23 protein-coding genes are annotated in these 22,689 nt (G+C 69.0%); 19 read left to right on the top strand and 4 right to left on the bottom strand.

Annotated features, from left to right (window positions below):
- Window positions 1–22: 22 nt before the first annotated feature.
- Window positions 23–1,207 (bottom strand): MFS transporter, encoded by a 1,185-nt coding sequence (locus HW466_RS09320; RefSeq protein ID WP_176316076.1) that lies wholly within the window; start codon window positions 1,205–1,207, stop codon window positions 23–25.
- Window positions 1,208–1,339: 132 nt separating this feature from the next.
- Between HW466_RS09320 and HW466_RS09325 the strand changes: the two genes are divergently transcribed.
- Window positions 1,340–1,852: a MarR family winged helix-turn-helix transcriptional regulator gene (locus HW466_RS09325; protein ID WP_059790640.1), complete on the top strand. Its 513-nt coding sequence runs from the start codon at window positions 1,340–1,342 to the stop codon at window positions 1,850–1,852.
- Between the two features lie 123 nt (window positions 1,853–1,975).
- Here the strand turns inward: HW466_RS09325 and HW466_RS09330 are convergent, their stop codons facing one another.
- From HW466_RS09330 to HW466_RS09340, 3 genes are all read right to left on the bottom strand, one after another.
- Window positions 1,976–2,680, bottom strand: coding sequence for a glutathione S-transferase N-terminal domain-containing protein (locus HW466_RS09330; RefSeq protein WP_059502050.1), 705 nt, complete (start codon window positions 2,678–2,680; stop codon window positions 1,976–1,978).
- Window positions 2,681–2,903: 223 nt separating this feature from the next.
- Window positions 2,904–4,028: a porin gene (locus tag HW466_RS09335; RefSeq protein ID WP_059544673.1), complete on the bottom strand. Its 1,125-nt coding sequence runs from the start codon at window positions 4,026–4,028 to the stop codon at window positions 2,904–2,906.
- Window positions 4,029–4,275: 247 nt separating this feature from the next.
- Entirely contained in the window at window positions 4,276–6,969 is a 2,694-nt protein-coding gene (locus HW466_RS09340; protein ID WP_174905810.1) for a winged helix-turn-helix domain-containing protein, read from the bottom strand.
- A gap of 254 nt (window positions 6,970–7,223) precedes the next feature.
- On the opposite strand from HW466_RS09340, the gene HW466_RS09345 reads away from it, so the two are divergent.
- From HW466_RS09345 to HW466_RS09425, 18 genes are all read left to right on the top strand, one after another.
- Window positions 7,224–8,180 (top strand): universal stress protein, encoded by a 957-nt coding sequence (locus HW466_RS09345; RefSeq protein WP_174905809.1) that lies wholly within the window; start codon window positions 7,224–7,226, stop codon window positions 8,178–8,180.
- Window positions 8,181–8,198: 18 nt separating this feature from the next.
- Window positions 8,199–9,179, top strand: coding sequence for a quinone oxidoreductase family protein (locus tag HW466_RS09350; RefSeq protein WP_060127692.1), 981 nt, complete (start codon window positions 8,199–8,201; stop codon window positions 9,177–9,179).
- Window positions 9,180–9,189: 10 nt separating this feature from the next.
- Window positions 9,190–10,038, top strand: a complete 849-nt coding sequence (locus HW466_RS09355) for a TauD/TfdA dioxygenase family protein (protein ID WP_151004787.1) — start codon at window positions 9,190–9,192, stop codon at window positions 10,036–10,038.
- Between the two features lie 118 nt (window positions 10,039–10,156).
- On the top strand, window positions 10,157–11,212 hold the full coding sequence (locus HW466_RS09360) for a beta-keto acid cleavage family enzyme (protein WP_059449710.1): 1,056 nt from the start codon (window positions 10,157–10,159) through the stop codon (window positions 11,210–11,212).
- A gap of 156 nt (window positions 11,213–11,368) precedes the next feature.
- Window positions 11,369–12,697 (top strand): MFS transporter, encoded by a 1,329-nt coding sequence (locus tag HW466_RS09365; RefSeq protein WP_060023464.1) that lies wholly within the window; start codon window positions 11,369–11,371, stop codon window positions 12,695–12,697.
- Between the two features lie 22 nt (window positions 12,698–12,719).
- Window positions 12,720–13,313 (top strand): RBBP9/YdeN family alpha/beta hydrolase, encoded by a 594-nt coding sequence (locus HW466_RS09370; RefSeq protein ID WP_151004789.1) that lies wholly within the window; start codon window positions 12,720–12,722, stop codon window positions 13,311–13,313.
- A gap of 113 nt (window positions 13,314–13,426) precedes the next feature.
- Window positions 13,427–13,600, top strand: a complete 174-nt coding sequence (locus HW466_RS09375) for a hypothetical protein (RefSeq protein ID WP_170296669.1) — start codon at window positions 13,427–13,429, stop codon at window positions 13,598–13,600.
- A gap of 1 nt (window position 13,601) precedes the next feature.
- A complete protein-coding gene (locus HW466_RS31865; protein WP_230958156.1) occupies window positions 13,602–13,844 on the top strand; it encodes a hypothetical protein in 243 nt (80 codons plus the stop codon).
- Window positions 13,784–13,987, top strand: a complete 204-nt coding sequence (locus tag HW466_RS31870) for a type II toxin-antitoxin system death-on-curing family toxin (RefSeq protein WP_230958502.1) — start codon at window positions 13,784–13,786, stop codon at window positions 13,985–13,987. The genes HW466_RS31865 and HW466_RS31870 overlap by 61 nt, the downstream gene beginning before the upstream one ends.
- Window positions 13,988–14,325: 338 nt before the next feature.
- Entirely contained in the window at window positions 14,326–15,492 is a 1,167-nt protein-coding gene (locus HW466_RS09385; protein WP_059502069.1) for an ABC transporter substrate-binding protein, read from the top strand.
- A gap of 49 nt (window positions 15,493–15,541) precedes the next feature.
- Complete coding sequence (locus tag HW466_RS09390; protein WP_151004785.1) at window positions 15,542–16,621, top strand: ABC transporter ATP-binding protein; 1,080 nt, start codon at window positions 15,542–15,544, stop codon at window positions 16,619–16,621.
- Between the two features lie 46 nt (window positions 16,622–16,667).
- Window positions 16,668–17,540 carry an ABC transporter permease gene (locus HW466_RS09395; RefSeq protein ID WP_059771265.1) on the top strand — a complete coding sequence of 291 codons (873 nt, stop codon included), beginning with the start codon at window positions 16,668–16,670 and terminating at the stop codon, window positions 17,538–17,540.
- A complete protein-coding gene (locus tag HW466_RS09400; protein WP_059544685.1) occupies window positions 17,540–18,463 on the top strand; it encodes an ABC transporter permease in 924 nt (307 codons plus the stop codon). The genes HW466_RS09395 and HW466_RS09400 overlap by 1 nt, the downstream gene beginning before the upstream one ends.
- 179 nt (window positions 18,464–18,642) lie before the next feature.
- Window positions 18,643–19,080: a hypothetical protein gene (locus HW466_RS09405; protein WP_060136612.1), complete on the top strand. Its 438-nt coding sequence runs from the start codon at window positions 18,643–18,645 to the stop codon at window positions 19,078–19,080.
- 235 nt (window positions 19,081–19,315) lie between these two features.
- The gene (locus HW466_RS09410) at window positions 19,316–19,528 is read left to right on the top strand and encodes a hypothetical protein (RefSeq protein WP_059502077.1); all 213 of its coding nucleotides are present in this window, start codon (window positions 19,316–19,318) and stop codon (window positions 19,526–19,528) included.
- A 349-nt stretch (window positions 19,529–19,877) separates the two neighbouring features.
- Window positions 19,878–21,068, top strand: coding sequence for a CaiB/BaiF CoA transferase family protein (locus HW466_RS09415; RefSeq protein WP_174905808.1), 1,191 nt, complete (start codon window positions 19,878–19,880; stop codon window positions 21,066–21,068).
- Between the two features lie 29 nt (window positions 21,069–21,097).
- Window positions 21,098–22,060: a hydroxymethylglutaryl-CoA lyase gene (locus HW466_RS09420; protein ID WP_151006070.1), complete on the top strand. Its 963-nt coding sequence runs from the start codon at window positions 21,098–21,100 to the stop codon at window positions 22,058–22,060.
- Window positions 22,061–22,085: 25 nt separating this feature from the next.
- Window positions 22,086–22,469, top strand: a complete 384-nt coding sequence (locus tag HW466_RS09425; RefSeq protein ID WP_151006071.1) for a VOC family protein — start codon at window positions 22,086–22,088, stop codon at window positions 22,467–22,469.
- Window positions 22,470–22,689: the final 220 nt, after the last annotated feature.

Raw genomic sequence — 22,689 nt, forward strand, 5'->3', positions numbered from 1 at the left:
TACGCACCGCGTCTGACCGGCTCTACGCGCGCGCCACGCGCCGCGCAAACCGCGGCGCGAATCCCGCCGCCAGCACGAACAGCACGACGCACAGGCAGGCCATCGCGACCCACGCGGGCGACAGATCCGCCAGGCGCTGGCGCACGATGCCCGCCGCGAACGGAAACAGCCCCGCGATCAGATAGCCGATGCCTTGCACGAACCCCGTCAACGACGCCGCTTCGGCCGGCGTCGCCGCATGGTCGACCGTGACGATCAGCGACAACGGAAACAGCGCGCCAATACCGGCCCCCAGCAGCAGCGCGGCCGGCAGCGCCAGAGCCTGCGGCGCGGCCAGCATCACCAGCAGCCCCGCGAGCAGCGACGCGATCGCCGCGTGCAGCGCCGGCCGGCGATCGGGCAGGCGGTCGATCGTCGCCGAGACCGCCAGCCCCGCGACGACTTCGGCAAGCGTCACGCCGCCGAGCAAGCCGCCGGCCGCGGTCGGCGACCAGCCGAGCCGCATGTAGTACGGCGGCAACCATGCCAGCACGAGGGTGTAGGCGCCCGTCGCGATCCCGAAGAACATCGCGAGCCGCCACGCGCGCGGCGAGCGCGAAGGCCGCGCCTGCACCGTCGAGCCCGACGTCGGTCCGGACGTCAACGGGTCGCCGCCACGGCTCGCCAGCGGCCACGCGAGCGCCGCGAGCGCGGCCGGCAGCGCCCAGCCCGCGAGCGCGACCAGCCAGCCCCAGCGGGCCGCGGCGAACGGCGCAACGACACTCGCGAGCACCGCACCGCCCATGATCGCCGTCGAATAGACGCCCATCGCGCCGCCGATCCGCGTCGCGAAATGCGCCTTCACGAAGCCCGGCAGCAACGCCTGCACCATCGCGATCCCGACGCCCGCGCAGCAGGCGCTCGCGAGCAGCAGCCACGCGTGCCGCGCGCCGATGCGCGACGCGCAGGCCAAGCCGATCAGCGCGACGCCGAGCCACACGCCGCCCGCGATGCCCGTCATCCGTTGCAGTCGCCGCGCGTTCAGCGCGCCCAAGCCCATCAGCAGGATCGGGATCGTGGTCAGCAGGCTCGCCGCGCCGTCGCCGATGCCGGTCGCGCGCTGGATCATGTCGAGCAGCGGACCGATCGCGGCCAGCGCCGGCCGCAGGTTCAGTCCGACCAGCACGATGGCGGCAAGCCGCCACCCGGGGGAAGTGAAGCGATTCATGGAACGGCCCTCGGTATCGGTGCGCGGCACCTCCGTCGGGGGTGGCGCGCGTTTTCATGTAAAGTATCTCGACATCAAGATAAATGCTGATTTATCTCGACGTCAAGATAACTGGTGAACCGAGGAGGGTTAATGGATCGAGCCGCGCATGCGTTCGCGCAATGGCGCGTCGAGCGTCCGGATCTGGATGCGTCGTCGATGCTCGTGATGGGCCGGCTGCAGGAGGCCGCGCTGGTGATCGCACGCGACGGTCTCAATCCGTTGTTCGCGCGCTACGGGATGCAGCCGGGCGAATTCGACGTGCTGGCGACGCTGCGGCGCAGCGGCACGCCGTTCGCGCTGACGCCGACCGCGCTGTACGACGCGCTGATGATGTCGTCGGGCGGGATGACCGCGCGCATCGACCGGCTGCAGAAGGCCGGGTGGGTCGAGCGCCGGCCGAACCCGGCCGACGGCCGCGGCACGCTCGTCGCGTTGACCGACGCCGGCCGCGCGCTGATCGACGAGGCGGTGGTCGCGCACGTCGACAATCAGCGCGCGATGCTGGCCGCGCTGTCGGACGACGAGCAGGCGCAACTTTCGGCGTTGCTGGAAAAGCTGCTGGCGGGGTTGGGCAAAGCGGCATCGGCGCCGGCCGACAAATAGCGACGCCGAATCGTCACGTCGAACGAACGCGACGAACAAGAAACGAACCGCCTGAAGGAAGCGGGAGAATCGCCCGCCGCTCAACGCGGCGGGCCGGGCAGCGGGCGCCCCCGCGCCCGCGTCTCAGTCGCGTGCCGGGATGTTGAGCCCGCGCGCGACAGCCGGACGCGCGACGAACGCGTCGAGCGCGCGCGCGACATGCTTGAATTCGCCGAAGCCGACCAGGTCGCCCGCTTCATAGAAGCCGACGAGGTTGCGCACCCACGGGAAGATCGCGATGTCGGCGATCGTGTACGTGTCGCCCATCATCCACGTGCGATTCGCGAGATGCGCGTCGAGCACGGCGAGCAGGCGCTTCGATTCCGCAACGTAGCGGTCGCGCGGACGCTTGTCCTCGTAATCGCGGCCCGCGAACTTGTGGAAGAAGCCGACCTGGCCGAACATCGGCCCGATGCCGCCCATCTGGAACATCACCCACTGGATCGTCTCGTAGCGGCCGGCGGGATCCTTCGGAATCAGCTGGCCCGTCTTGTCCGCGAGATAGATCAGGATCGCGCCGGATTCGAACAGCGGCAGCGGCCGGCCGTCGGGGCCGTTCGGATCGATGATCGCCGGGATCTTGTTGTTCGGGTTCAGCGACAGGAATTCGGGCGACAGCTGGTCATTGGTGTCGAAGCGCACGAGGTGCGGCTCGTACGGCAGGCCGGTTTCCTCGAGCATGATCGATACCTTGACGCCGTTGGGCGTCGGCAGCGAGTACAACTGCAGACGGTCGGGATGCCGGGCAGGCCATTTTTTCGTGATCGGGAAGGCGGACAGATCGGGCATGGAGGTTCGCTCGTCAATGTGGAGGATCCGCGCTCCGTCGTCCTGCCGCGCGTCGCCCGACGCCGCCGACACCGCGGCAGGAACGGGACGAACACGTCGACAGGCGCGCGGAGCGCACCGAAAACGCCCACTGTAGCCGATCCCCGCAATCGCTGCAGACGGCGGCCGCGCGCCGTGCCCGCGTGCCGCCGCGCGCCCGCTGCGTCGCTGCGTCGCCGTGTCGTCAGAAGTTGTGCCGCAGCCCGAGCATCGCGGCGGTCGTGCCGACGCCGGGCGCGACCGGCTGCCCGTACACGAGCATCTGGTCCATCGTGCCGCGGTTGTTCACGTGGCCGACCTGCGCATACACCATCGTCCGCTTCGACAGACTGTAGTCGGCGGTGAGGACGACGGCCGTCGACCGGTTCTCGGCGCGGTTGCGGTCCTTCAGGTAGTACACGGCCGACGCGACCTGCAGCGCCGGCGTGAAGCGATAGCCGATGCCGGCCGACAGCATGTCGAGGTTCACCTTGTCCGCATGCGACGGATTGCGGCCGTTGCCGTACGACGCCGACACCGAGAAGTCGCGGATCGTGTATTTCGCGCCGACGTACACGAAGCGGTTGTTGTCGACGCCGGTCGGCGCGACACCCGGCGCCGGGTTCGTATCGTGGCCGTTGTAGTAGACGGCCGACGCATTGAGCCCGTAGTTCGAATACCGCAGCACGACCGACTCGCGCGTGCCGCCCTGGAACTGCCCGGCGACGCCGCCGGGCGCGTATTCGAGCGCGATCGACGCGCCCGCGAACGTCGGCGACTGATAGACGAGCGCGTTGCTGTCGTACAGCGCGCCGATCGCGCCGTTGGTGCTCGTGCCCGGCCAGCCGGCCGCGGTGTTCAGGCCGAGCCAAGCGGTCAGCACGCTGCCGAAGAACTGCGCGTTGCGCACGTCGGTGTCGGCCATCGCATAGATCATCGGCACGATCTGGCGGCCGGCCGTGAACGTGCCGAACGGACCCGACACGCCGAGCGACGCGACCTGGTTGAAGATCGCGGCAGCGCCCGGCGTGTCGCTTAATTGCATCTTGCCGGTGCCGCTGTCGAACGAACCCTGCAGCTTGAAGTTGACCTTGTAGCCGCCGCCCAGGTCCTCGCTGCCCTTGATGCCCCAGAAGCTCGAATAGATGCCGCCGTCCTTCATCCGGAACACCTTGCCGGTGTTCGGCGCGCTCGGGCTGAACGATGCAGCCGACGTGCTCTGGTACAACAGGCCCGTATCGACCACGCCGTACAGCGTGACGGAGGATTGCGCGTGCGCGAGCGCCGAACAGCCGGCAAGCGCCGCGAGCGCGGCCAGTTTCGTCTTCATCGAAGTCTCCAGGATCGTAATGGACCGCACGGGATCGAGCCCGGGCGGGTGAAGCGGGGGAAGCAGCGGGCAGGCAGGAAGGCGCGATGCGACGCCGGGGCGAGCCGTGCGGAAAGGTTACGCAACGGCGCGCGGCCGCTCCCCCCCAAGCGCGGGGGGCAGGGTTGCGGAGAATCGATCGGGGAGCGAAGACGAGGTCGACTTCAACGGCCGGCGTAACGCCGCTACCGATGCGCGCAGACAGCGGTCACGGCGCGCTTTCGAGCAGCCCGAGCACGAGCGCGCGACGCACCGCGTGCTTGCGCGAGCTGGCGTCGAGCTTGCCGAACAGGTTCTTCAGGTGCCACTTCACGGTTTCCTCGCCCACGGCGAGCGCCACCGCGATTTCCTTGTTCGACAGGTTGCGCGCGAGCAGTTCGAGAATCGCGCGTTCCTTGGGCGTCAGCACGACGCTCGGCACCGCGCGCGGGCTGGCCGGGTTGCGCGGCGCGGGCGGCACGATGCGCGGCTGCGGCTGCGCGGGCCGCACGGCGCCGTCGCCCGCGGGCGCCTCGTCGCCGATGCGGCGCGCCCAGTCGGCGACGGCCGGATGCGCGTCGGCGAGCGTGCGCGTGAGGCCGAACATGTCGGCCAGGTTGATCGCCTCGTCGAGCAGCGCCCGGCCGCCGTGCCCGGACTGTTCGAGCGCGAACGCGCTGAGCGCCATGATCTCGATGCGCTCGCGTCCCATGCTCATCTCGCGTGCCAGCACCGCTGCCTCGTCGAGCGCCGCGCATGCATCGTCCCAGCGGCGCGCGGCAAGCGCGGCGCCCGCGTGCGCCGTCGCCTGCAGCAGCACGACGGGGCGCCGCCACAGCGGCCCGTGCGACGGAAACTCGGCCGCGGCGATCGCATCGATCCGCTCGACCAGCGCATGGCAGGTCGCCTCGCGATAGCGCGCCGCGTGAATGCGCACCTGCTCGGCGAGACTCGCGACCGACAGGCGCGGCAGCCGGCGCGCGACACCCATCGCATCGAGCGCCTCGAGCAGGTCGATCGCGCGATGCTCGACGCCGCGCAGCAGCGCGATGCGCGCGGCCGTCCGATAGCCGAGCAGCACGGTGTCCGGCGTGCCCGCGTGCTCGAGCACGTCGAGCCGGTTCGCGAGCAGCGCGGCGGCCTGGTCGACGCGATCGGCCTCGTAGGCGATCGCCGCGCACATCGCCGCGAGCATGCAGGTCAGCGGATGGCGGCGCCCGAGGTCGGCTTCCGCGCGGGCGAGCGCGGGCGACAACGCGTCGTCCGCGAGCAGGATCTGACCTTCGCGCAGATAGCTCAGGCCCGTGATCAGTTCGCCCCAGCGCGCGACGTAGCCGAATCCGGCCGCCGTCTCGCCGCGCGGCGCCGCCTGCTGGAAGCGGCGTGCCTGCGCCGGTTCGCCGACGATGATCGCGCGCGCCGCCAGACGGTTCGCGTGCATCTGCGCGAGCCATGTCGCCGCGGGCGGCGTGAAGCCGGCCCACGGTTCGAACAGCTCGACGAATCGGTCGATTTCGTCCGCGTAATAGGCCGCCGCGCTGAGGATCAGCGCGCATTCGTAGCGCATCGCGGCCGGCGTGCCGGGCTCGGCGAGGATGCCGGCGATCTGTCGCTGCGCCTCGACATGGCGCTCGCCGAGCGCCAGCGCCCACGCGACCGCGATCCGCAGCGTCGGACGCTTGTCGAGCTCCGCATCGGGCAGCAGCGCGAGCCAGTCGAGCACGTCGTTGATGCGGCCCTGCTTGATCGCGTCCTCGAGGCAGCGCTGCGCCAGCGCGTAGGCCGTGTCGAACTGGCCGGCCGCATACGCATGGCGCGCGGCTTCCTCCGTCATTCCGTGCGCGTCGAGCCACGCGGCCGCGCGTGCGTGCAGCGCGCTGCGTTCGGCGTCCGGGCGCGCCGCGAGGCGGTCGCGCAACGTATCGCGCACGAGCGGGTGCAGCCGGCACCAGTCGGAATCGTCGGACGCGATGAACAGCGGCGTGTCGCGCGCGAGCCGCGCGAGCGTGGCGGGGGCGCTCGCGTCGTCGAGCAGCGCCGCGCACAGCGACGGATGCAGGCGGTCGGCGACGCTCGTGCGCGTGAGGAACGCGGTGTCGTCGGCCGACAGGTTCGCGAGCAGCAGCTCGACGAGCCGGTCGCGGGTGCCGTCCATCCGCGCGGCGAGTGCGTCGACGGCCTGGCGCGGATCGGCCGAGCGCGCCATCGCGGCCATCGCGAGCTGCAGCCCGAGCGGCCAGCCGTCGACGCGCTCGAACAGTCGCGCGCACGCGTCGGCGTCGACCCGCTGCGCGAAGCGCGCGCCGACCAGCGCGATCGTCTCGTCGAGCGTGAAGCGCAGCCAGTCTGGGCCCGCGAGCGTGCACTGGCCGCCGGCGAGCAGATCGCCGGCCGCGTGATCGAGGCCGCGCCGGGCCGCGACGACCACGCGCAGGTTCTGCGGCGCGTTGTGCAGCACGTAGGTCAGCGCGTCGAGGCCGGCGGGCGGCAAGCGCTCCGCATCGTCGACGATCAGCAGCGCGTCGAGCGACAGTTGCGCGACTTCGGCCAGCCACGCGGTCATGCCTTCCAGCGCGCGGGCGGCGCCATCCGGAATCAGGCGCCCGAAGCCGGGCCGCGCGCACCCGGTGCGCACCGCCTGCACGAGCCCCTGCAGCAGGCGCGGTGCGTCGTCGCGCTCGTCGGCGGACAGCCACACGACCGCGCGGCCGAGCGCCAGGGATTCGCGGCGCCATTGCGCGAGCAGCGAGGTCTTGCCGTAGCCGGCCGGCGCCTGCACGAGCGTGACGGGCCGCGCGTCGAACGCCGGCGCGGCGAGGCTCAGCCGCGCACGCGCGAGCAACTGCGCCGGCACGCGCGGCGCGGTCGTCTTCAGCACGAGTTCGGTGGGGGGCGCGTCGGCGCGATCGGGTGGGTGGGCCATCGGGGCAGGAGTCGGAGTCCGGCGATGCCGTGCTGGCCAGCGTCCGGGATGAGCGTGGGGGACAGGATCGGCCGAACCACGTTCGCGCGTCAATCCCCCCCGCGACGAGTGGGGCAGCACCGCCGCCCGGTCGATAGCATGGGTTCCGATGCGTGACGAACGCAATCGACGAATGCCACGAGGAGGAACCATGAACATCGTATCGACCGGCGCGCGACGCAGCGCACCGCGTGCCGGATAAACGGAGCGGCGCGATGTATCGCCATCTGCTCGTGACGGTCGACGGCGCGCCCGGCGGCATCGACGCGATCGGCCATGCGCTCGAACTGGCGCGTGCGGTCGGCGCGCGGGTCACGTTCGTGCTGTCCGACGCCGCGCCGGACTCGCGTTTATCCGGAGCGCGGACGCCGGAACACGGTGCGAAAGTGGAAGCCGCCGCACGGGCGCAGGGCCTGTCCCATGCGATCGCGGGGGCCGGCCATCCGGGGGCCGGCCAACCGGGGGCCGGTCATCCGGGGGCGAACGAGACGTCGCCCGCCAAGCTCGCCGGCGAGCTCGGCTGCGACCTGATCGGCGTCGCGGCGCTGCCGCACGATGCCGATGCCGCCGTGGCCGCGCAACGGCGCTCGTTGCTGGCGACGAGTCGTGTGCCGGTGCTCGTGTGCCCGGCGCGGCGTGCACCGGCCGAGGCACGCGTGATGGCGCGCTGTCTCGCGGCGCACCGCGCGCTCGGCGAGCGGCTGCAGGCGCTGACGATGGCAAGCAAGGACCCGGACGCGGCAACGCGGCCGACCGCCGACGCGGGCGGTGCGCTGGCGGTGCTGGCGTCGCTCGCCGCGCTGCAGAACGCGCGCTTCGGCGCGTCCGCCGAGGCCCGCCTGTGCGCCGCGTTGCGCATGCGGGCGGAGAGCGCCGTGGCCGAACTGGACGAGCTCGAGCGCCAGCGGCGCCGCGACGCGCATGCGCTCGACGCGCTGGCGCGGCTCGCCGCCGACGGATTGCCGTCGGCCGCGTTCGATGCCGCGCTCGCCGCGTATGCGCGCAGCGCGTTCGAGCAGATGGGACGCATGGAAGGCGTGATTTTCCCGGCCGCGCGGCGCTACCTGGGCGACGCCGACTGGAACGAACTGGATACGTCCGCGGCGAGCGGCGCAGACGCGGCGAAGCCGGACGCGGACGAATCCGACGATGCGCGACACGCATCCGACTGAATACTTACGGAGAACGAGATGGCACATGCAGTGCGATTCCACGAAACCGGCGGCCCCGACGTGCTGCGCTGGGAAGCGGTCGAAGTCGGCGAGCCGGGCGCCGGGCAGGTTCGCCTGCGGCACGAGGCCGTCGGCCTGAACTTCGCCGATACGTACTTCCGCAGCGGCCTGTACCCGGTGCCGCTGCCGGCCGGCATCGGCGTCGAGGCGGCCGGCGTGGTCGAGGCCGCCGGCCCCGGCGTGACGAACGTCGCCGTCGGCGACCGCGTGACCTACACCGGCTTCCTTAACACGCTCGGCGCGTACAGCACGGAACGGCTGATTCCGGCCGCGCCGCTCGTGAAGCTGCCGGCCGGCATCGCATGCGACACGGCCGCCGCGATGACGATGCGCGGGCTGACGTCGGCGTACCTGCTGCGCCGCATCCACGACTTCGCGCCGGGCGACACGATCCTGCTGCATGCGGCCGCGGGCGGCGTCGGGCTCATCGTGTCGCAATGGGCGAAGCTGCTCGGACTCACGGTGATCGGCACCGTGTCGAGCGAGCACAAGGCCGAGGTCGCCCGCGCGCACGGCTGCGACCATACGATCGACTACAGCCGCGAGGACGTCGCGAAGCGCGTGCGCGAACTGACGGACGGTGCGGGCGTCGACGTCGTGTTCGACAGCGTCGGCAAGGACACCTTCGAAGGCTCGCTCGATTCGCTGAAGCGGCGCGGGCTGATGGTCTGCGTCGGCACCGCGTCGGGCCCGATCCCGCCGTTCGACCCGCAGCGCCTCGCGATGAAGGGCTCGCTGTACCTGACGCGCCCGGCGCTGGCCGACTACATCGCCGATCCGGCCGAGAAGAACGATCTGGCCGGCGAACTGTTCGCGCACGTCGCGGCCGGCCGCATCCGGATCGAGATCAACCAGCGTTATGCGCTTCAGGACGCGGCGCAGGCGCACCGCGACCTGGAATCGCGCAAGACCACCGGCTCGTCGGTGTTCATCGTCTGAGGAGATGCGCATGCGAGTCGAACCCCTGACCTGTGCGATCGGCGCGGAGCTGCTGGACGTGAGCCTCGCCGACGCCGTGCACGACGACGGCCTGTTCGCCGAGATCCGCGCGCAGCTGCTGCGCCATCGCGTGTTGTTCCTGCGCGACCAGGACATCACGCGTGCCGAGCACGTCGCGTTCGCGCGCCGCTTCGGCGAGCTCGAGGATCATCCGGTCGCCGGCAGCGATCCCGAGCATCCCGGGCTCGTGCGGATCTACAAGTCGCCCGAGCAGCCGAGCGACCGCTACGAGAACGCGTGGCACAGCGACGCGAGCTGGCGCGTGGCGCCGCCGCTCGGCTGCGTGCTGCGCTGTGTCGAGGGGCCGGCAGTCGGCGGCGACACGATGTGGGCGAACATGGTGCTCGCGTACGAGCAACTGCCGGAACACGTGAAGCAGCAGATCGCGGACTTGCGCGCGCGTCACAGCATCGAGGCGAGCTTCGGCGCCGCGATGCCGCTCGACAAGCGCCTTGCGTTGAAGGCGCAGTATCCGGACGCCGAGCATCCGGTCGTGCGCACGCATCCCGAAACGGGCGAAAAGGTGCTGTACGTGAACGCGTTCACGACGCATTTCACGAATTTCCACACGCCCGGGCGCGTGCGCTTCGGGCAGGACGCGAATCCCGGCGCCGGCCAGTTGCTGCAATACCTGATCAGCCAGGCGTACATCCCCGAATACCAGGTGCGCTGGCGCTGGAAGAAGAACAGCGTCGCGATCTGGGACAACCGCAGCACGCAGCATTACGCGGTGATGGACTACCCGCCGTGCGTGCGCAGGATGGAGCGCGCGGGCATCGTCGGCGACGTGCCGTTCTGAACGCGGCCGCGCCGTAGCTCATTCGCAACAACGCACCACGCACCGGGCGAGCCGCCCGGCGCGACGGGATACGCACGCCCGTACGCCCCGAACACAACGATTCCATCTGGAGGACGACATGCAATTTCTCGACGATTCGCTGCACCCGGAAAACCAGGACAAGGTGGTCATCACGGTCGCGCCGTACGGCCCCGAATGGATGCCCGCCGATTTTCCGGAAGACATTCCCGTGACGATGGACGAGCACGTGCAGAAGGCCGTCGACTGCTACAACGCGGGCGCGACGGTGCTGCACCTGCACGTGCGCGAGCTCGACGGCAAGGGCAGCAAACGGCTGTCGAAATTCAACGAGCTGCTCGGCCGGCTGCGCGACGCCGTGCCCGACATGATCCTGCAGGTCGGCGGCTCGATCTCGTTTGCGCCGGAAGGCGACGGCGCGGAAGCGAAATGGCTGTCCGACGACACGCGCCACATGCTCGCCGAGCTGACGCCGAAGCCCGATCAGGTGACGGTGGCGATCAATACCGTGCAGATGAACATCACCGAGTTGATGAACCGCAAGGACATCGCCGGCACGTCGCTCAACGAGGCCGCGCTCTGGGACGCGTATCGCGAGATGACCGTGCCGGCCGGCCCCGGCTGGGTCGACGAACACCTGCGCCGGCTGCAGGCGGCCGGGATCCAGCCGCACTTCCAGCTCACCGGCATGCACGCGCTGGAGACACTCGAGCGGATCATCCGCCGCGGCGTCTATCGCGGGCCGCTGAACGTCACGTGGGTCGGCATCGGCGGTGGCTTCGACGGCCCGAATCCGTACAACTTCATGGAATTCATCCGGCGCTGCCCCGACGGCGCGTGCATCACGCTCGAATCGCTGATGAAGAACGTGCTGCCGATCAACACCGTCGCGATGGCGCTGGGATTGCATCCGCGCTGCGGGATCGAGGACACGATCATCGACCAGAAGGGCAACCGGATGACGTCGGTGCAGCAGGTCGAGCAGTGCGTGCGGATCGCCCGCGAACTCGGCCGCGACATCGCCACTGGCAAGGAGGCGAAGGCGATCTACCGGATCGGCGTGCAGTACGACGGCGTCGACGAAACGCTCGCGCGACTCGGGATGGCGCCGAACCGCCGGCCGGGCCAGTCGAACGTGCCGCTGCGCGCGGCCTGACGCACCGCGCATCCGGGCGGCATACAGGCGCCGCCTGCCGATCGATGTGGCGCGGCACCCACCCTCGCGCGGTGCGCGAGGCAAGCTCCGACGAACGGAGCGGGGCCGCGCAAGCCGCGCCGGCGCGTTGCCGCACCGGTGCCGGAGGAGACACGCATGCTGATTCATCACGTCGAGCCGTCGCTGCAGGACGTGGCGGCCACCGGGCGGCGCGCGCCGGCCTATGCCTGGCTCGTGTTCGGGCTGACCGTCGGGCTGCTGCTGTCGGACTACATGTCGCGGCAGGTCCTCAATGCCGTGTTTCCGCTGCTCAAGCACGCGTGGGGGCTGTCGGACACGCAGCTCGGCTCGCTGTCCGGCGTCGTCGCGCTGCTCGTCGGGCTGCTGACGTTTCCGCTGTCGGTGCTCGCCGACCGCTTCGGCCGCGTGCGCAGCATCGTGTTGATGGCCGCGTTGTGGAGCGTCGCGACGCTCGGCTGCGCGCTGTCGACCAACTACGCCGAAATGCTCGTCGCGCGCGGGCTTGTCGGACTCGGCGAAGCCGCGTACGGCAGCGTCGGCGTCGCCCTGATCCTCAGCATCTTTCCGGCGCGCCTGCGCGCGACGCTGACTGGCGCGTTCATGGCCGGCGGCGCGTTCGGCTCCGTGTTCGGGATGGCGCTCGGCGGCCTCGTCGGCGCGCATCTCGGCTGGCGCTGGTCGTTCGGCGTGATGGCCGCGCTCGGCATCGTGCTGCTCGTCGCGTACCGCGGCGTGGTCACCGAACGGCGGCTCGCCGCATGCCGCATCGAACCGTGCAGGCCGCATGCCGATGCGCCGCGCGGCCTGCGCGGCAACATGCGTGCGCTGATGTCCGGGCTGTTCGCATCGCGTTCGGTGATCTGCGCGTATGTCGGCAGCGGGCTGCACCTGTTCGTGCCCGGCGCGCTGTTCGCGTGGTTGCCGAGCTACCTGAACCGCTATTACGCGATGGCGCCGGACCGTGCGGCCGTGCTTGCGGCCGGCTTCGTGCTGCTGTCGGGCGTCGGGATGGTCGGCTGCGGGATCGTCACCGACCGCGTCGGGCGCGCCGACGGCGCGCGCAAATGGCTGACCGCGATCGCGTATTGCGTGCTGACGGGCGTGTGTCTCGCGGTCGCGTTCCGGCTGCCGCCCGGGCCGCTGCAGCTCGCGCTGATCTGCGCGGGCATGCTGGTGGGCGCGGGTGCATCGGGTGCATCGGGCGCGATGGTCGCGAACCTGACGCCGGCCGCGATCCACGCATCGGCGTTCGCGACGCTCACGCTCGCCAACAACCTGCTCGGCATGGCGCCGGGCCCGCTGCTGACGGGGTGGGTTGCCGATCGCGCCGGCCTCGTCGGCGCACTGCAATGGATTCCCGCCGTGCCGCTCGCGGCCGCCGTGCTGTTCGCGATCGGCCGCGCGAGCTACGCGGCCGATCTCGCGCGCGTCGAACGCGAACGGCGCGCGTCACACCTTTCCTGAACCGATTCCTCCCGGAGGCAGCATGACCCTGGTGACCGCGCCCACCATCCTGATCGTGCCCGGCTTGCGCGATCACGTCGAAGATCACTGGCAGACGCATCTGCAACGGCGGGTGCCGAACGCATGCGCCGTCGCGCCGCTCGAAGCCGACAAGCTGAGCCGCGCCGCGCGCGTCGCGGCGCTCGATGCGGCGCTGGCCGCGATCGATGGCCCCGTGATCCTCGTCGCGCACAGCGCGGGCGTGATGATCACCGTGCATTGGGCGCAGCAAACGACGCGAGCGATCGAGGGCGCGCTGCTCGTCACGCCCGCCGATCTCGAGACGCCGATGCCCGCACCATATCCGCCGATCGACGCGATCCGGGCCAATGGCTGGCTGCCGGTTCCGCGCGAACGCCTGCCGTTTCCGAGCATCGTCGCGGCCAGCCGCAACGATCCGCTCGCGCGCTTCGAGCGCGCACAAGCGCTGGCGGCAGGGTGGGGCAGCCGGTTGGTCGATCTGGGCGAGGTGGGGCATATGAATCCGGCGTCGGGGTATGGTGAGTGGCGGGATGCGGAGCGCTTGGTCGCGGAGGTGACGGCGCTTGGCAAAAACCAGCAAAGCTTGACGAGCTGACATTACCGCCTTCGTTCGGGCGCTTCGGGTGCTATGATTATCGACACGCGGCCGCTTGCCGCAAGTGCAGGCAAGTGGCTGATTGCTAATGATTTTTAAGTCGGAAAGCTATCATGGCCCCCCAAAGAAAGACGCTGTACGGGGTGGAATTGAAACCCCGTACGATCATCCGGCCCACCAACGAGGTGAAGGCTTCAACGGAAACCGAGAAAGGTGATGTGCTTCGCGCTGCCCGAAAAGTCATTTCCGAACACCGGGATGTGCTGATCGCATTGAAGGATCGTTGATTTGCTGGACCTTGATTACGTCATCACGATTCATGACGAGATCATCCGGGACCTTGGCGGCTTGAGCGGATTTGCTCATGCTGGCCGGGGCGGCGTCGAAGCCGCCCTGCATCGGGTCGCCAATCACGCTCACTATGCGGGTCTCGACGACGTGTTTGGTATTGCCGCGACCTACGCATTGCCATCGCGCGCGGGCACGTCTTCAATGATGCCAACAAGCGCACTGGTCTCACCTGCGCATTGACGTATATGGAACGGCAGGGAATCACGATTCCTCGCCTCGCCGATCTCGAAGATCTTATGGTCGACGTGGCGGACGGCAGCGTAAGCAGTGAGGAACTGGCCGAGTATTTCAGTGCAGTGTGGGAATTGTCCTTGTCCCGCTAACGACGTCGCATCGAGCCGCTCGCTTTTTTGCCACACCTTGATCGCTCGATGGAGCGCATTGATTCGCTTCCCATCCTGGCGTGAGGCCATGGTGATGTTGCGATTTGCCCCTCCGCCTGGGGACCGGCTTTAATTTTCCTTCCGTTGACATACGACGTCCTAACACATTCACCAATGACCGGAATCCCGGCTCCATGGAATGGTGCGAATCCTTCGGAAGGTTTTTGTTAGGGAAATTCCCGCCCCGTGCAGGTTGGTTTTTTGTTGACCGACATCGTATAACGCCGTCATGATTTCCCAAAAGAAAGGTCCTCATCCACCGACCGAAGCGAGGAGACATGAACACCACCACGATCGCGCGCCGTGTCCGCCGGATCGCACTGGCGCTGGGCCTGACGCTCACGGCCACGGCCGCCGTCGCGGCCCCCGTGTCGTTGAATGTCGTCGACGTCGCGGGCAATCTCCAGCTCACTCAGAAGGCCATCGAGGCGTTCAGGGAGAAGAACCCGAATCTGGTCTCGAACGTCACGTTCACGAACGCACCCGCGCCTCAGTTGCCGGGCAAGATCAAGGCGATGCAGGCGGCAGGGCGCGCCGACATCGACCTGGTGCTGACGGGCACCGACGCGCTGGCCGCCGGCATCGAGCAGAACCTCTGGCTCAAGCTGCTGCCCGACAGCGCGGGCGCGTTTCCCGGCGTGCTCGACAGATACGCGCCCGGCCCGCGCAAGATGCAGGACCTCGCGCAGGGCTTCGGTCTCGAAGTGACCTACATGCCGGCCGGCCCGCTGCTCGAATACAACCCGGCCAAGGTCAGCGACCCGCCGAAGACGCCCGAACAATTGCTCGCGTGGTGCAAGGCGCATCCGAACAAGCTGATCTACGCGCGCCCGGCGAACTCGGGCCCCGGCCGCACGTTCCTGATGGGGCTGCCGTACGTGCTCGGCGACAAGAACCCGCAGGACCCGATCAACGGCTGGGACAAGACCTGGGCGTTCCTGAAACAGCTCAACGAGTGCGTGCCGTACTACCCGGGCGGCACGTCGGCGGTGATGAAGGAGCTCGGCGAAGGCACGCGCGACATGACGGTGACGGTCACCGGCTGGGATCTCAACCCGCGCGCGCTCGGCATCGTGCCGGCCGAGTTCCGGATCCAGGCGTTCGACAACATGACGTGGGTCAACGACGCGCACTACATGGTGATCCCGAAGGGCGTGCCGAAGGAGAAGCTCGACGTGCTATTCAAGCTGATGAACTTCCTGCTTGAACCGGCGCAGCAGGCAATGACCTACGACGACGGCTACTTCTATCCGGGCCCGGCCGTGAAGGGCGTGACGCTCGAGATGGCGCCCGCGCACAGCCAGGAGGTGATCCGGAAATTCGGCCGCCCGGAGTATGCGAAGCTGCTCGCGGATCGTCCGCACGTGCAGCCGCTCAACGCCCAGGCAATGGTCGCCGCGTTCCAGAAGTGGGACCGCGAAATCGGATCGCAGAAGTCGAAATGACGGATGAACGCGCGGGCGCCGCAGCGCCCGCGCCGACGGAGTTCGCGTAATGAAGCACAGTTTCGAACGGTTGCGGCTCGACGGCGTATGCCGCAGCTTTACCAATGCGGAGGGCGTGCAGGTCGCCGCACTGAACGGGCTCGATCTCGACATCAGGCGCGGCGAGTTCATCGCGCTGCTCGGCCCGTCGGGCTGCGGCAAGTCGACCGCGCTGAACTGCATCGCCGGGTTGCAACCGCTCACGAGCGGCGGCATCTGGCTCGACGACACGCGCATCGACGTGCTACCGCCCGAGCGTCGCGGCTTCGGCATGGTGTTCCAGAACTACGCGCTGTTTCCGCACATGTCGGTGCTCGAGAACGTCGGCTTCGGGTTGAAGATGCGCGGCGTGCCGAAGCAGGAAACGCGGCGGCGCGCGCAGCAGGCGCTCGAGCTCGTGCAACTCGTCGGCCACGAGGGCAAGCTGCCCGGGCAGTTGTCGGGCGGGCAGCAGCAACGCGTCGCGATCGCGCGCGCGATCGTCATCGAGCCGCCGCTCGTGCTGATGGACGAGCCGCTGTCGAACCTCGACACGAAGCTGCGGATCGAGATGCGCGCCGAGATCCGCCGCATCCACACGCAGCTCGAACGCGCGACGATCTACGTGACGCACGACCAGGACGAGGCGCTGTCGATGGCCGACCGGATCGTCGTGATGAAGGAGGGCGTCGTACAGCAGGTGGCGTCGCCGAAAGACGTGTATACGCGCCCGCGCAACCTGCACGTCGCGCGCTTCATGGGCTATCGCAACGTGCTGCCGTTCACGCTCGAGGGGATGGCCGGCGATTACGTGAACGTCACGGCGGGCGGCGTGCGCGTCACCGGTGTGCCGATGGCCGGTTTCGACGGCAAGGACGTCGTGGTCGCGCTGCGCCCCGACGACATCGAGCGGGCGGAAGAGGGCGCCGACAACGCATTCGACGCGACCGTCGAAACGGTCGAATACGGCGGCCGGGACTCCCTCGTCCGCGCGATCGCGCCGTTCGGGCCGATCTGGGCGCGGATCGCCGGCGAATTCGCGGAGGGCGAGCGACTGCGGCTGCGCGTGGCGCCAGCGCGCACGCTCGTCTATGCGGGAGACGCGCAATGAACCGCGGCTGCGCCGCGAGCGCGGCAGCTCGCCGCCCGGAGGCCGCATGAGCACATTCGCGACCGGCGGCGCGCCGCGCGACGCGAAGGCATGGCTCGTCACGCCGGCGCTCGCGTTCATCGTCGCATTGTTCATCTATCCGTTCGCGTATGGCCTCGTGCTGTCGTTCCAGCCGATGAACGGCGGCGGCGTGCTTGCGAACTATGTGCAGTTCTTCACCGACACCGCGATGTGGCCGACCGTGCTGGTCACGCTGAAGCTCGCGGTGCCGGCGACGCTGATCAACGTCGGCATCTCGGTGCCCGTCGCGTTCGCGCTGCGCCGCAACTCGCCGTACCAGAAGTTCGTCACGACGCTGCTCGTGATTCCCGTCACGCTCGGCACGGTGCTCGTCGCCGACGGGATGCTCACGTATTTCGGCCCGAATGGCTGGTTTCCGCAAGCATTGCACGGGCTGCATCTGTACACGGACGAAGTACGCCTTACCCACAATTACTGGGGCGTGCTGCTGTCGCTGATCGTGTCGGGCTTTCCGTTCGCATTCCTGCTGATGCTGTCGTACATCAGCGGCATCGACCCGACGCTCGCGCGCGCCGCGGCGACGCTCGGCGCAAACCCGTGGCAGCAGTTCCGGCGGATCTACCTGCCGCTGCTCGTGCCGGGGCTCACGATGGCCGCGTGCCTGTCGTTCGTGCAGGCGTTCTCGGTATTCCCGTCGGCCGTGCTGCTCGGCGCGCCGGCCGGCCCGACCCGCGTGATCTCGATCGCAGCCGCCGAAGCCGCGTTCGAGAGCTACGACTATTCGCTCGCATCGGCGATTGCGATCGTGATGGGCTTCGTGCAGCTGTTGGTGGTCGCGTCGATGCTCGGCGCGCGCCGCTTCTTCTATACCGGTCCGGTCACGGGAGGCAAGGGCTGATGGCGACCGACAATCATGCCGCGCCGGCGTGGCCGCCGAAGCACCGCCCGCCCGGCGCGCAGCCGGTCGACGCGATGAAGCCGCGCAAGCGGCGCGACAGCCTCGCTGCCCGCGCGTGGAAAGCGCTCGTGTGGGGGCTGATGACGTTCTTCCTGCTGAACGTGATGCTGCTGATCGCGACCGTCGCGGTGAACTCGATCGCGACGCGCTGGTTCGGCACGCCGCTGCCGCAGGGCTTCACGCTGCACTGGTATGCGAAGGCGTGGGAAGACTTCCAGCTCGCCAGCGTGCTGTGGGTGACCGTCGAAGTGGTCGGCTCGGTCGTGCTGCTGTCGGTCGCGCTCGGCGTGCCGGCCGCCTATGCGCTCGCGCGCGTGCAGTTCCGCGGCAAGCGCTTCGCACTGCTGGTGTTCCTGCTGCCGCTGATGGTGCCGCCCGTCACGTACGGGATCCCGATGGCGACGGTGATGTACAAGGTCGGGCTTGCCGGCACGCTGCCCGGCGTGATCCTCGCGAACCTCGTGCCGGCGCTGCCGTTCGTGATCCTCGTGATGACGCCGTTCATCGAACAGATCGATCCGAACCTCGAAGCCGCCGCGCGCATCTTCGGCGCGAACACGTGGCGCTATTTCCGCCACGTGCTGCTGCCGCTGCTGGTGCCCGGCATGCTCGCCGCGGGGCTGCTCGTGCTGGTGCGCACGATCGGGATGTTCGAGCTGACTTTCTTCACCGCGGGCCCGAGCACGCAGACGCTCGTCGTCGCGCTGTACTACGCGGTGTTCTCGACGGGCGTGCGCGCACCGCAGTCGATCGACGCGATGGCGATGATCTACATGGCCATCACGCTCGTGTGGGTCGTGATCGCGCTGCAGTTCGTGAGCCCGACGCAACTCGTGAGTCGCGTGAAGCAGGAGCGGCAGTAGGCGCGCCTGCAAGCGGCGGGGAGCGGATATTCGCGCCGTGCCGGCCGTGCATGCAATTCGTTACAAATGGATACCGCGTGCGACACGCGAACGTTGCAGACTACGCGGCGTAAGGCATCGGCAATGCGTTCGCATGCACCGCCGCCGCCATCCGACGTTCACCCGATTCACGGATATCCATGAAGCTTCACACGCTGCTGACACTCGGCTGTGCCGCCACGCTGCTCGCCGCCTGCAACCTGCTCCACGACGGTCCCGGATCGAGCGATGTCGATGCCGCGGTGCGCCGCGCACTCGAAGCCGAAAACCACGGTGGCCTGAATGCGCTGTTCGGCCAGCCGCTGCCCGTGTCGGCCGACGTGATCTCCGCGAAACCGGACGGCGACTGCAGGAAGGTTGGCGAGCGCACCTACACGTGCGACGTCGTGCTCACGTGGCGCAACACCGATTACGCGCCGTCGCGCGCGAACCTGACCTTCGTGAAGGCCGCCGACGGCTCGTGGCAGACATCGGGCGTCGACGCCGCCATCGCGACGGGCGCCGCCAAGTCGCTGATCGACAAGATCGGCAACGCGTGGCCCGGCAATGCGGCGAGCGGTGCATCGGCGCCGCAGTGACGCGGTGACGCGTCGTCGCCGGCTTTCGTCGACGCGTCTGCCTAAATGCCGTGCGGACGATGCGTGCGACAACATCTGCGGCCTTCGGTTGAACCCACGCTCGAACCCTGCGTAAAGGGAAAAAGGGCACGAACGCTGCCCGCAATGAATCGAAACCATCCTCGGTATAGAGGCCGATATATAGGGAAAACCCTTATTCGCAGTTATAATGGCGACCTAGAAGAAAGGTCGAACCATGCCCGAACGTTTCCAGTCCCTTGAAAAGTTTGTGTTTTCCCTTGTCGTGATGTCCGCGGTCTTCTGCTCCGCATTCCTTGCGTACGAGCGTCACCCCGAGATCAAGGTCGCCCTGCACGAAGGCGAAGCACTGATGCGCGAAAGCGCGAAGTATTCGGTCATCTGCTCGCCGTCCAAGGTCGATCCTTGCGTCGAGATGTCCGCTTACTGAGTCTCGCCTCCCCGCTGACACGTCCCCGCTGATTCCCGCCGACGCGCGGCCGCTGGCCGACCCGCGCCGGCGGTGTGCATCGCGCATCAACGCGTACCGGTGCCGGTCGCGCACCGCCTGAACCCTGCTTTCCCGATTCTTCTTTTCTCCGATTTCGCGGCGGCAGCCTGTCTTCCGCGCGGAAAGGGCTGCGTGATCGCGCCTCCGGACGGGCGCGTCGCGCCACCGGCTCGCTGCCATCCATGCCTTTCCGTTCGGGAAAGGCTGGTTGAGTATCGATCGATTTTCGCCGGATGCGAACACCGTCATGATCGCCGTCATCGACAACTCGATTTCATCGGAGACAGCCATGACGCGGCCCCTGGACGGCATCCGCGTGCTGGAACTCGGTCAACTGATCGCCGGGCCGTTCGCCGGCCGGATGCTCGCCGAATTCGGCGCGGACGTGATCAAGGTGGAGCCGCCCGACGTCGGCGACCCGCTGCGCAAATGGCGGCTGCTGCACGACGGGACGTCGGTCTGGTGGGCCGTGCAGTCGCGCAACAAGACCTCGCTCGCACTCGACCTGCGCACGCCGGAAGGGCAGGACGTCGTGCGCCGCCTCGTCGCCGAGACCGACGTGCTGATCGAGAACTTCCGGCCCGGCACGCTCGAAGGCTGGGGGCTCGGCTGGGAGACGCTGTCCGCGATCAACCCCGGGCTCGTGATGCTGCGCGTCTCAGGTTTCGGCCAGACCGGCCCGTATCGCGACCGTCCCGGCTTCGGCGTGATCGCCGAGGCGATGGGCGGCCTTCGTCACCTGACCGGCGAGCCCGGGCGCACGCCGGTGCGCGTCGGCGTGTCGCTCGGCGATTCGCTGTCGGCACTGCACGGCGTGATCGGCGTCCTGCTCGCGCTGCGCCATCGCGAGCAGCAGGGCGGCCAAGGGCAGGTCGTCGACGTCGCGCTCTACGAATCGGTGTTCAACATGATGGAAAGCCTGCTGCCCGAATACGCGGTGTTCGGCGCGGTGCGCGAGGCCGCCGGCAGCAGCCTGCCCGGCATCGCGCCGACCAACGCGTATCGCTGCCGCGACGGCAAGTACGCGCTGATCGCCGGCAACGGCGACAGCATCTTCCGGCGGTTGATGGAGCTGATCGGGCGCCCCGACCTGGGCTGCGATCCCGCGCTCGCGCACAACGACGGACGCGTCGCGCAGGTCGCGCGCATCGACGCGGCGATCGGCGAATGGAGCGCGCGGCACGATCTCGACGACGTGCTCGCCGCGCTGAACGACGCGCGCATCCCGGCCGGGCGCATCTACGACGTCGCGGACATCGCGGCCGATCCGCATTACCGCGCGCGCGACATGATCGTCGACGCCGCGCTGCCCGACGGCACGCCCGTGCTCGTGCCGGGCATCGTGCCGAAGCTCGGCGCGACGCCGGGACGCATCGAGCGCCCGGCCCCCGCGCTCGGCGCCGATACCGACGCGGTACTCGAATCGATCGGCATCGATGCCGCGACGCGCGACGACTGGCGCTCGCGCGGCGTGATCTGAACCGGCCCGCCAGCCCACGGAACGACGACATGAGCAAGCCTCCCCAACGACTCTACATCCACGAAGTCGCGACACGCGACGGTTTCCAGAACGAGGCCGCGTTCGTCGACACCGCCGACAAGATAGCGCTCGTCGACGCATTGAGCGCATGCGGCTACGCGAAGATCGAGGTCACGTCGTTCACGTCGCCGAGGGCGATCCCGGCGCTGCGCGACGCGGAGGCCGTGATGCACGGCATCGTGCGCGCGCCGGGCGTCGTCTATACGGTGCTCGTGCCGAACGTGCGCGGCGCGGAGCGCGCGCTGTCGTGCGGCGTCGACGAGGTGAACCTCGTGATGTCGATGAGCGAGAGCCACAACCGCGCGAACCTGCGGATGACCCGCGAGCAGTCGTTCGCGCAGCTGCGCGACGTGATCGAGGAGGTGCGCGGCACGGGCGTCGCGATCAACGTGTCGCTGTCGACCGCGATGGGCTGCCCGATGGAAGGCGACGTGCGCGCACACACCGTGCTCGCGTGGATGCAGCGCTTCGCTGATCTCGGCGTGCACGGCTTCACGTTGTGCGACACGACCGGGATGGCATACCCGTCGCAGGTGCGCGAGCTGGCCGAACGCGCGCGCGAACGCTTCGGCGCGCTACAGCTCACGCTGCACTTTCACAACACGCGCGGCATGGCGCTCGCCAACACGCTCGCCGCGCTCGACGCCGGCATCGACCGCTTCGACGCGTCGCTCGGCGGGCTCGGCGGTTGTCCGTACGCGCCGGGCGCGACCGGCAATGCGTGCACCGAGGAATTGGTCCACATGTTGGCGCTCGACGGCTACGACACGGGCATCGACCTCACGGCCGTGCTCGCCGCGGCAGCGCGGCTGCCCGCGTTGATCGGGCATGACGTGCCGAGCCAGATCCTGAAGGCCGGGCGCCGCTCGGACCTTCATCCGCCGCCGCGCGCCGAAGCCGGCGACATGCCGGCGCAGCGGGCTTTCGCGTGAACGCATGAAACCAGGAGCGAACCACATGGCGCTGATCGATCACCTCGACCACCTCGTGCTGACCTGCGTCGATCCGGAACGGACGAAGCGCTTCTACACGGAAGTGCTGCGGATGCAGCTCGAAACCTTCGGCGCGGGCCGGCTCGCGTTCCGCTTCGGCAACCAGAAGATCAACCTGCACGTGCGCGGCGCGGAGTTCGAGCCGAAGGCGCACGTGCCCGTGCCCGGCGCGCTCGACCTGTGCTTCATCGCGTCGGTGCCGCTCGACGACGTGATCGCGCATCTGCGACGCGTCGACTGGCCGATCGTCGAAGGGCCCGTCGAGCGCACCGGTGCGACGCAGAAGATCCGGTCGGTGTACGTGCGCGACCCGGACCTGAACCTGATCGAGATATCCGAACTGATCTGACTGACGTCAAGGTGCATCGCGTCGCGACCGTCGTGCGGCTTCGACGTGCCGCTTCGTCATGCGACCGCGCATTCGCGCATGCACGGGCACGCCCTGGTCCGCCGCCGAAAGCGGACAGAGGGGCGCCGCCCACCGCCGATTCCGGATAGCCGGCCCCGGTTGCACTGCGCATAATGGTGCAACGGCGTCGGCCCGTCCGGCGCGTCGGCCGCGGGCACCG

It is taken from the genome of Burkholderia territorii, from assembly GCF_902833055.1.
Classification (GTDB): domain Bacteria; phylum Pseudomonadota; class Gammaproteobacteria; order Burkholderiales; family Burkholderiaceae; genus Burkholderia; species Burkholderia territorii.

Excerpts from the sequence above, each read along its gene's own strand:
- HW466_RS09320 (WP_176316076.1), bottom strand. The coding sequence starts at position 1,207 with ATGAATCGCTTCACTTCCCCCGGGTGGCGGCTTGCCGCCATCGTGCTG.
- HW466_RS09325 (WP_059790640.1), top strand. The coding sequence starts at position 1,340 with ATGGATCGAGCCGCGCATGCGTTCGCGCAATGGCGCGTCGAGCGTCCG.
- HW466_RS09330 (WP_059502050.1), bottom strand. The coding sequence starts at position 2,680 with ATGCCCGATCTGTCCGCCTTCCCGATCACGAAAAAATGGCCTGCCCGG.
- HW466_RS09335 (WP_059544673.1), bottom strand. The coding sequence starts at position 4,028 with ATGAAGACGAAACTGGCCGCGCTCGCGGCGCTTGCCGGCTGTTCGGCG.
- HW466_RS09340 (WP_174905810.1), bottom strand. The coding sequence starts at position 6,969 with ATGGCCCACCCACCCGATCGCGCCGACGCGCCCCCCACCGAACTCGTG.
- HW466_RS09345 (WP_174905809.1), top strand. The coding sequence starts at position 7,224 with ATGTATCGCCATCTGCTCGTGACGGTCGACGGCGCGCCCGGCGGCATC.
- HW466_RS09350 (WP_060127692.1), top strand. The coding sequence starts at position 8,199 with ATGGCACATGCAGTGCGATTCCACGAAACCGGCGGCCCCGACGTGCTG.
- HW466_RS09355 (WP_151004787.1), top strand. The coding sequence starts at position 9,190 with ATGCGAGTCGAACCCCTGACCTGTGCGATCGGCGCGGAGCTGCTGGAC.
- HW466_RS09360 (WP_059449710.1), top strand. The coding sequence starts at position 10,157 with ATGCAATTTCTCGACGATTCGCTGCACCCGGAAAACCAGGACAAGGTG.
- HW466_RS09365 (WP_060023464.1), top strand. The coding sequence starts at position 11,369 with ATGCTGATTCATCACGTCGAGCCGTCGCTGCAGGACGTGGCGGCCACC.
- HW466_RS09370 (WP_151004789.1), top strand. The coding sequence starts at position 12,720 with ATGACCCTGGTGACCGCGCCCACCATCCTGATCGTGCCCGGCTTGCGC.
- HW466_RS09375 (WP_170296669.1), top strand. The coding sequence starts at position 13,427 with ATGGCCCCCCAAAGAAAGACGCTGTACGGGGTGGAATTGAAACCCCGT.
- HW466_RS09385 (WP_059502069.1), top strand. The coding sequence starts at position 14,326 with ATGAACACCACCACGATCGCGCGCCGTGTCCGCCGGATCGCACTGGCG.
- HW466_RS09390 (WP_151004785.1), top strand. The coding sequence starts at position 15,542 with ATGAAGCACAGTTTCGAACGGTTGCGGCTCGACGGCGTATGCCGCAGC.
- HW466_RS09395 (WP_059771265.1), top strand. The coding sequence starts at position 16,668 with ATGAGCACATTCGCGACCGGCGGCGCGCCGCGCGACGCGAAGGCATGG.
- HW466_RS09400 (WP_059544685.1), top strand. The coding sequence starts at position 17,540 with ATGGCGACCGACAATCATGCCGCGCCGGCGTGGCCGCCGAAGCACCGC.
- HW466_RS09405 (WP_060136612.1), top strand. The coding sequence starts at position 18,643 with ATGAAGCTTCACACGCTGCTGACACTCGGCTGTGCCGCCACGCTGCTC.
- HW466_RS09410 (WP_059502077.1), top strand. The coding sequence starts at position 19,316 with ATGCCCGAACGTTTCCAGTCCCTTGAAAAGTTTGTGTTTTCCCTTGTC.
- HW466_RS09415 (WP_174905808.1), top strand. The coding sequence starts at position 19,878 with ATGACGCGGCCCCTGGACGGCATCCGCGTGCTGGAACTCGGTCAACTG.
- HW466_RS09420 (WP_151006070.1), top strand. The coding sequence starts at position 21,098 with ATGAGCAAGCCTCCCCAACGACTCTACATCCACGAAGTCGCGACACGC.
- HW466_RS09425 (WP_151006071.1), top strand. The coding sequence starts at position 22,086 with ATGGCGCTGATCGATCACCTCGACCACCTCGTGCTGACCTGCGTCGAT.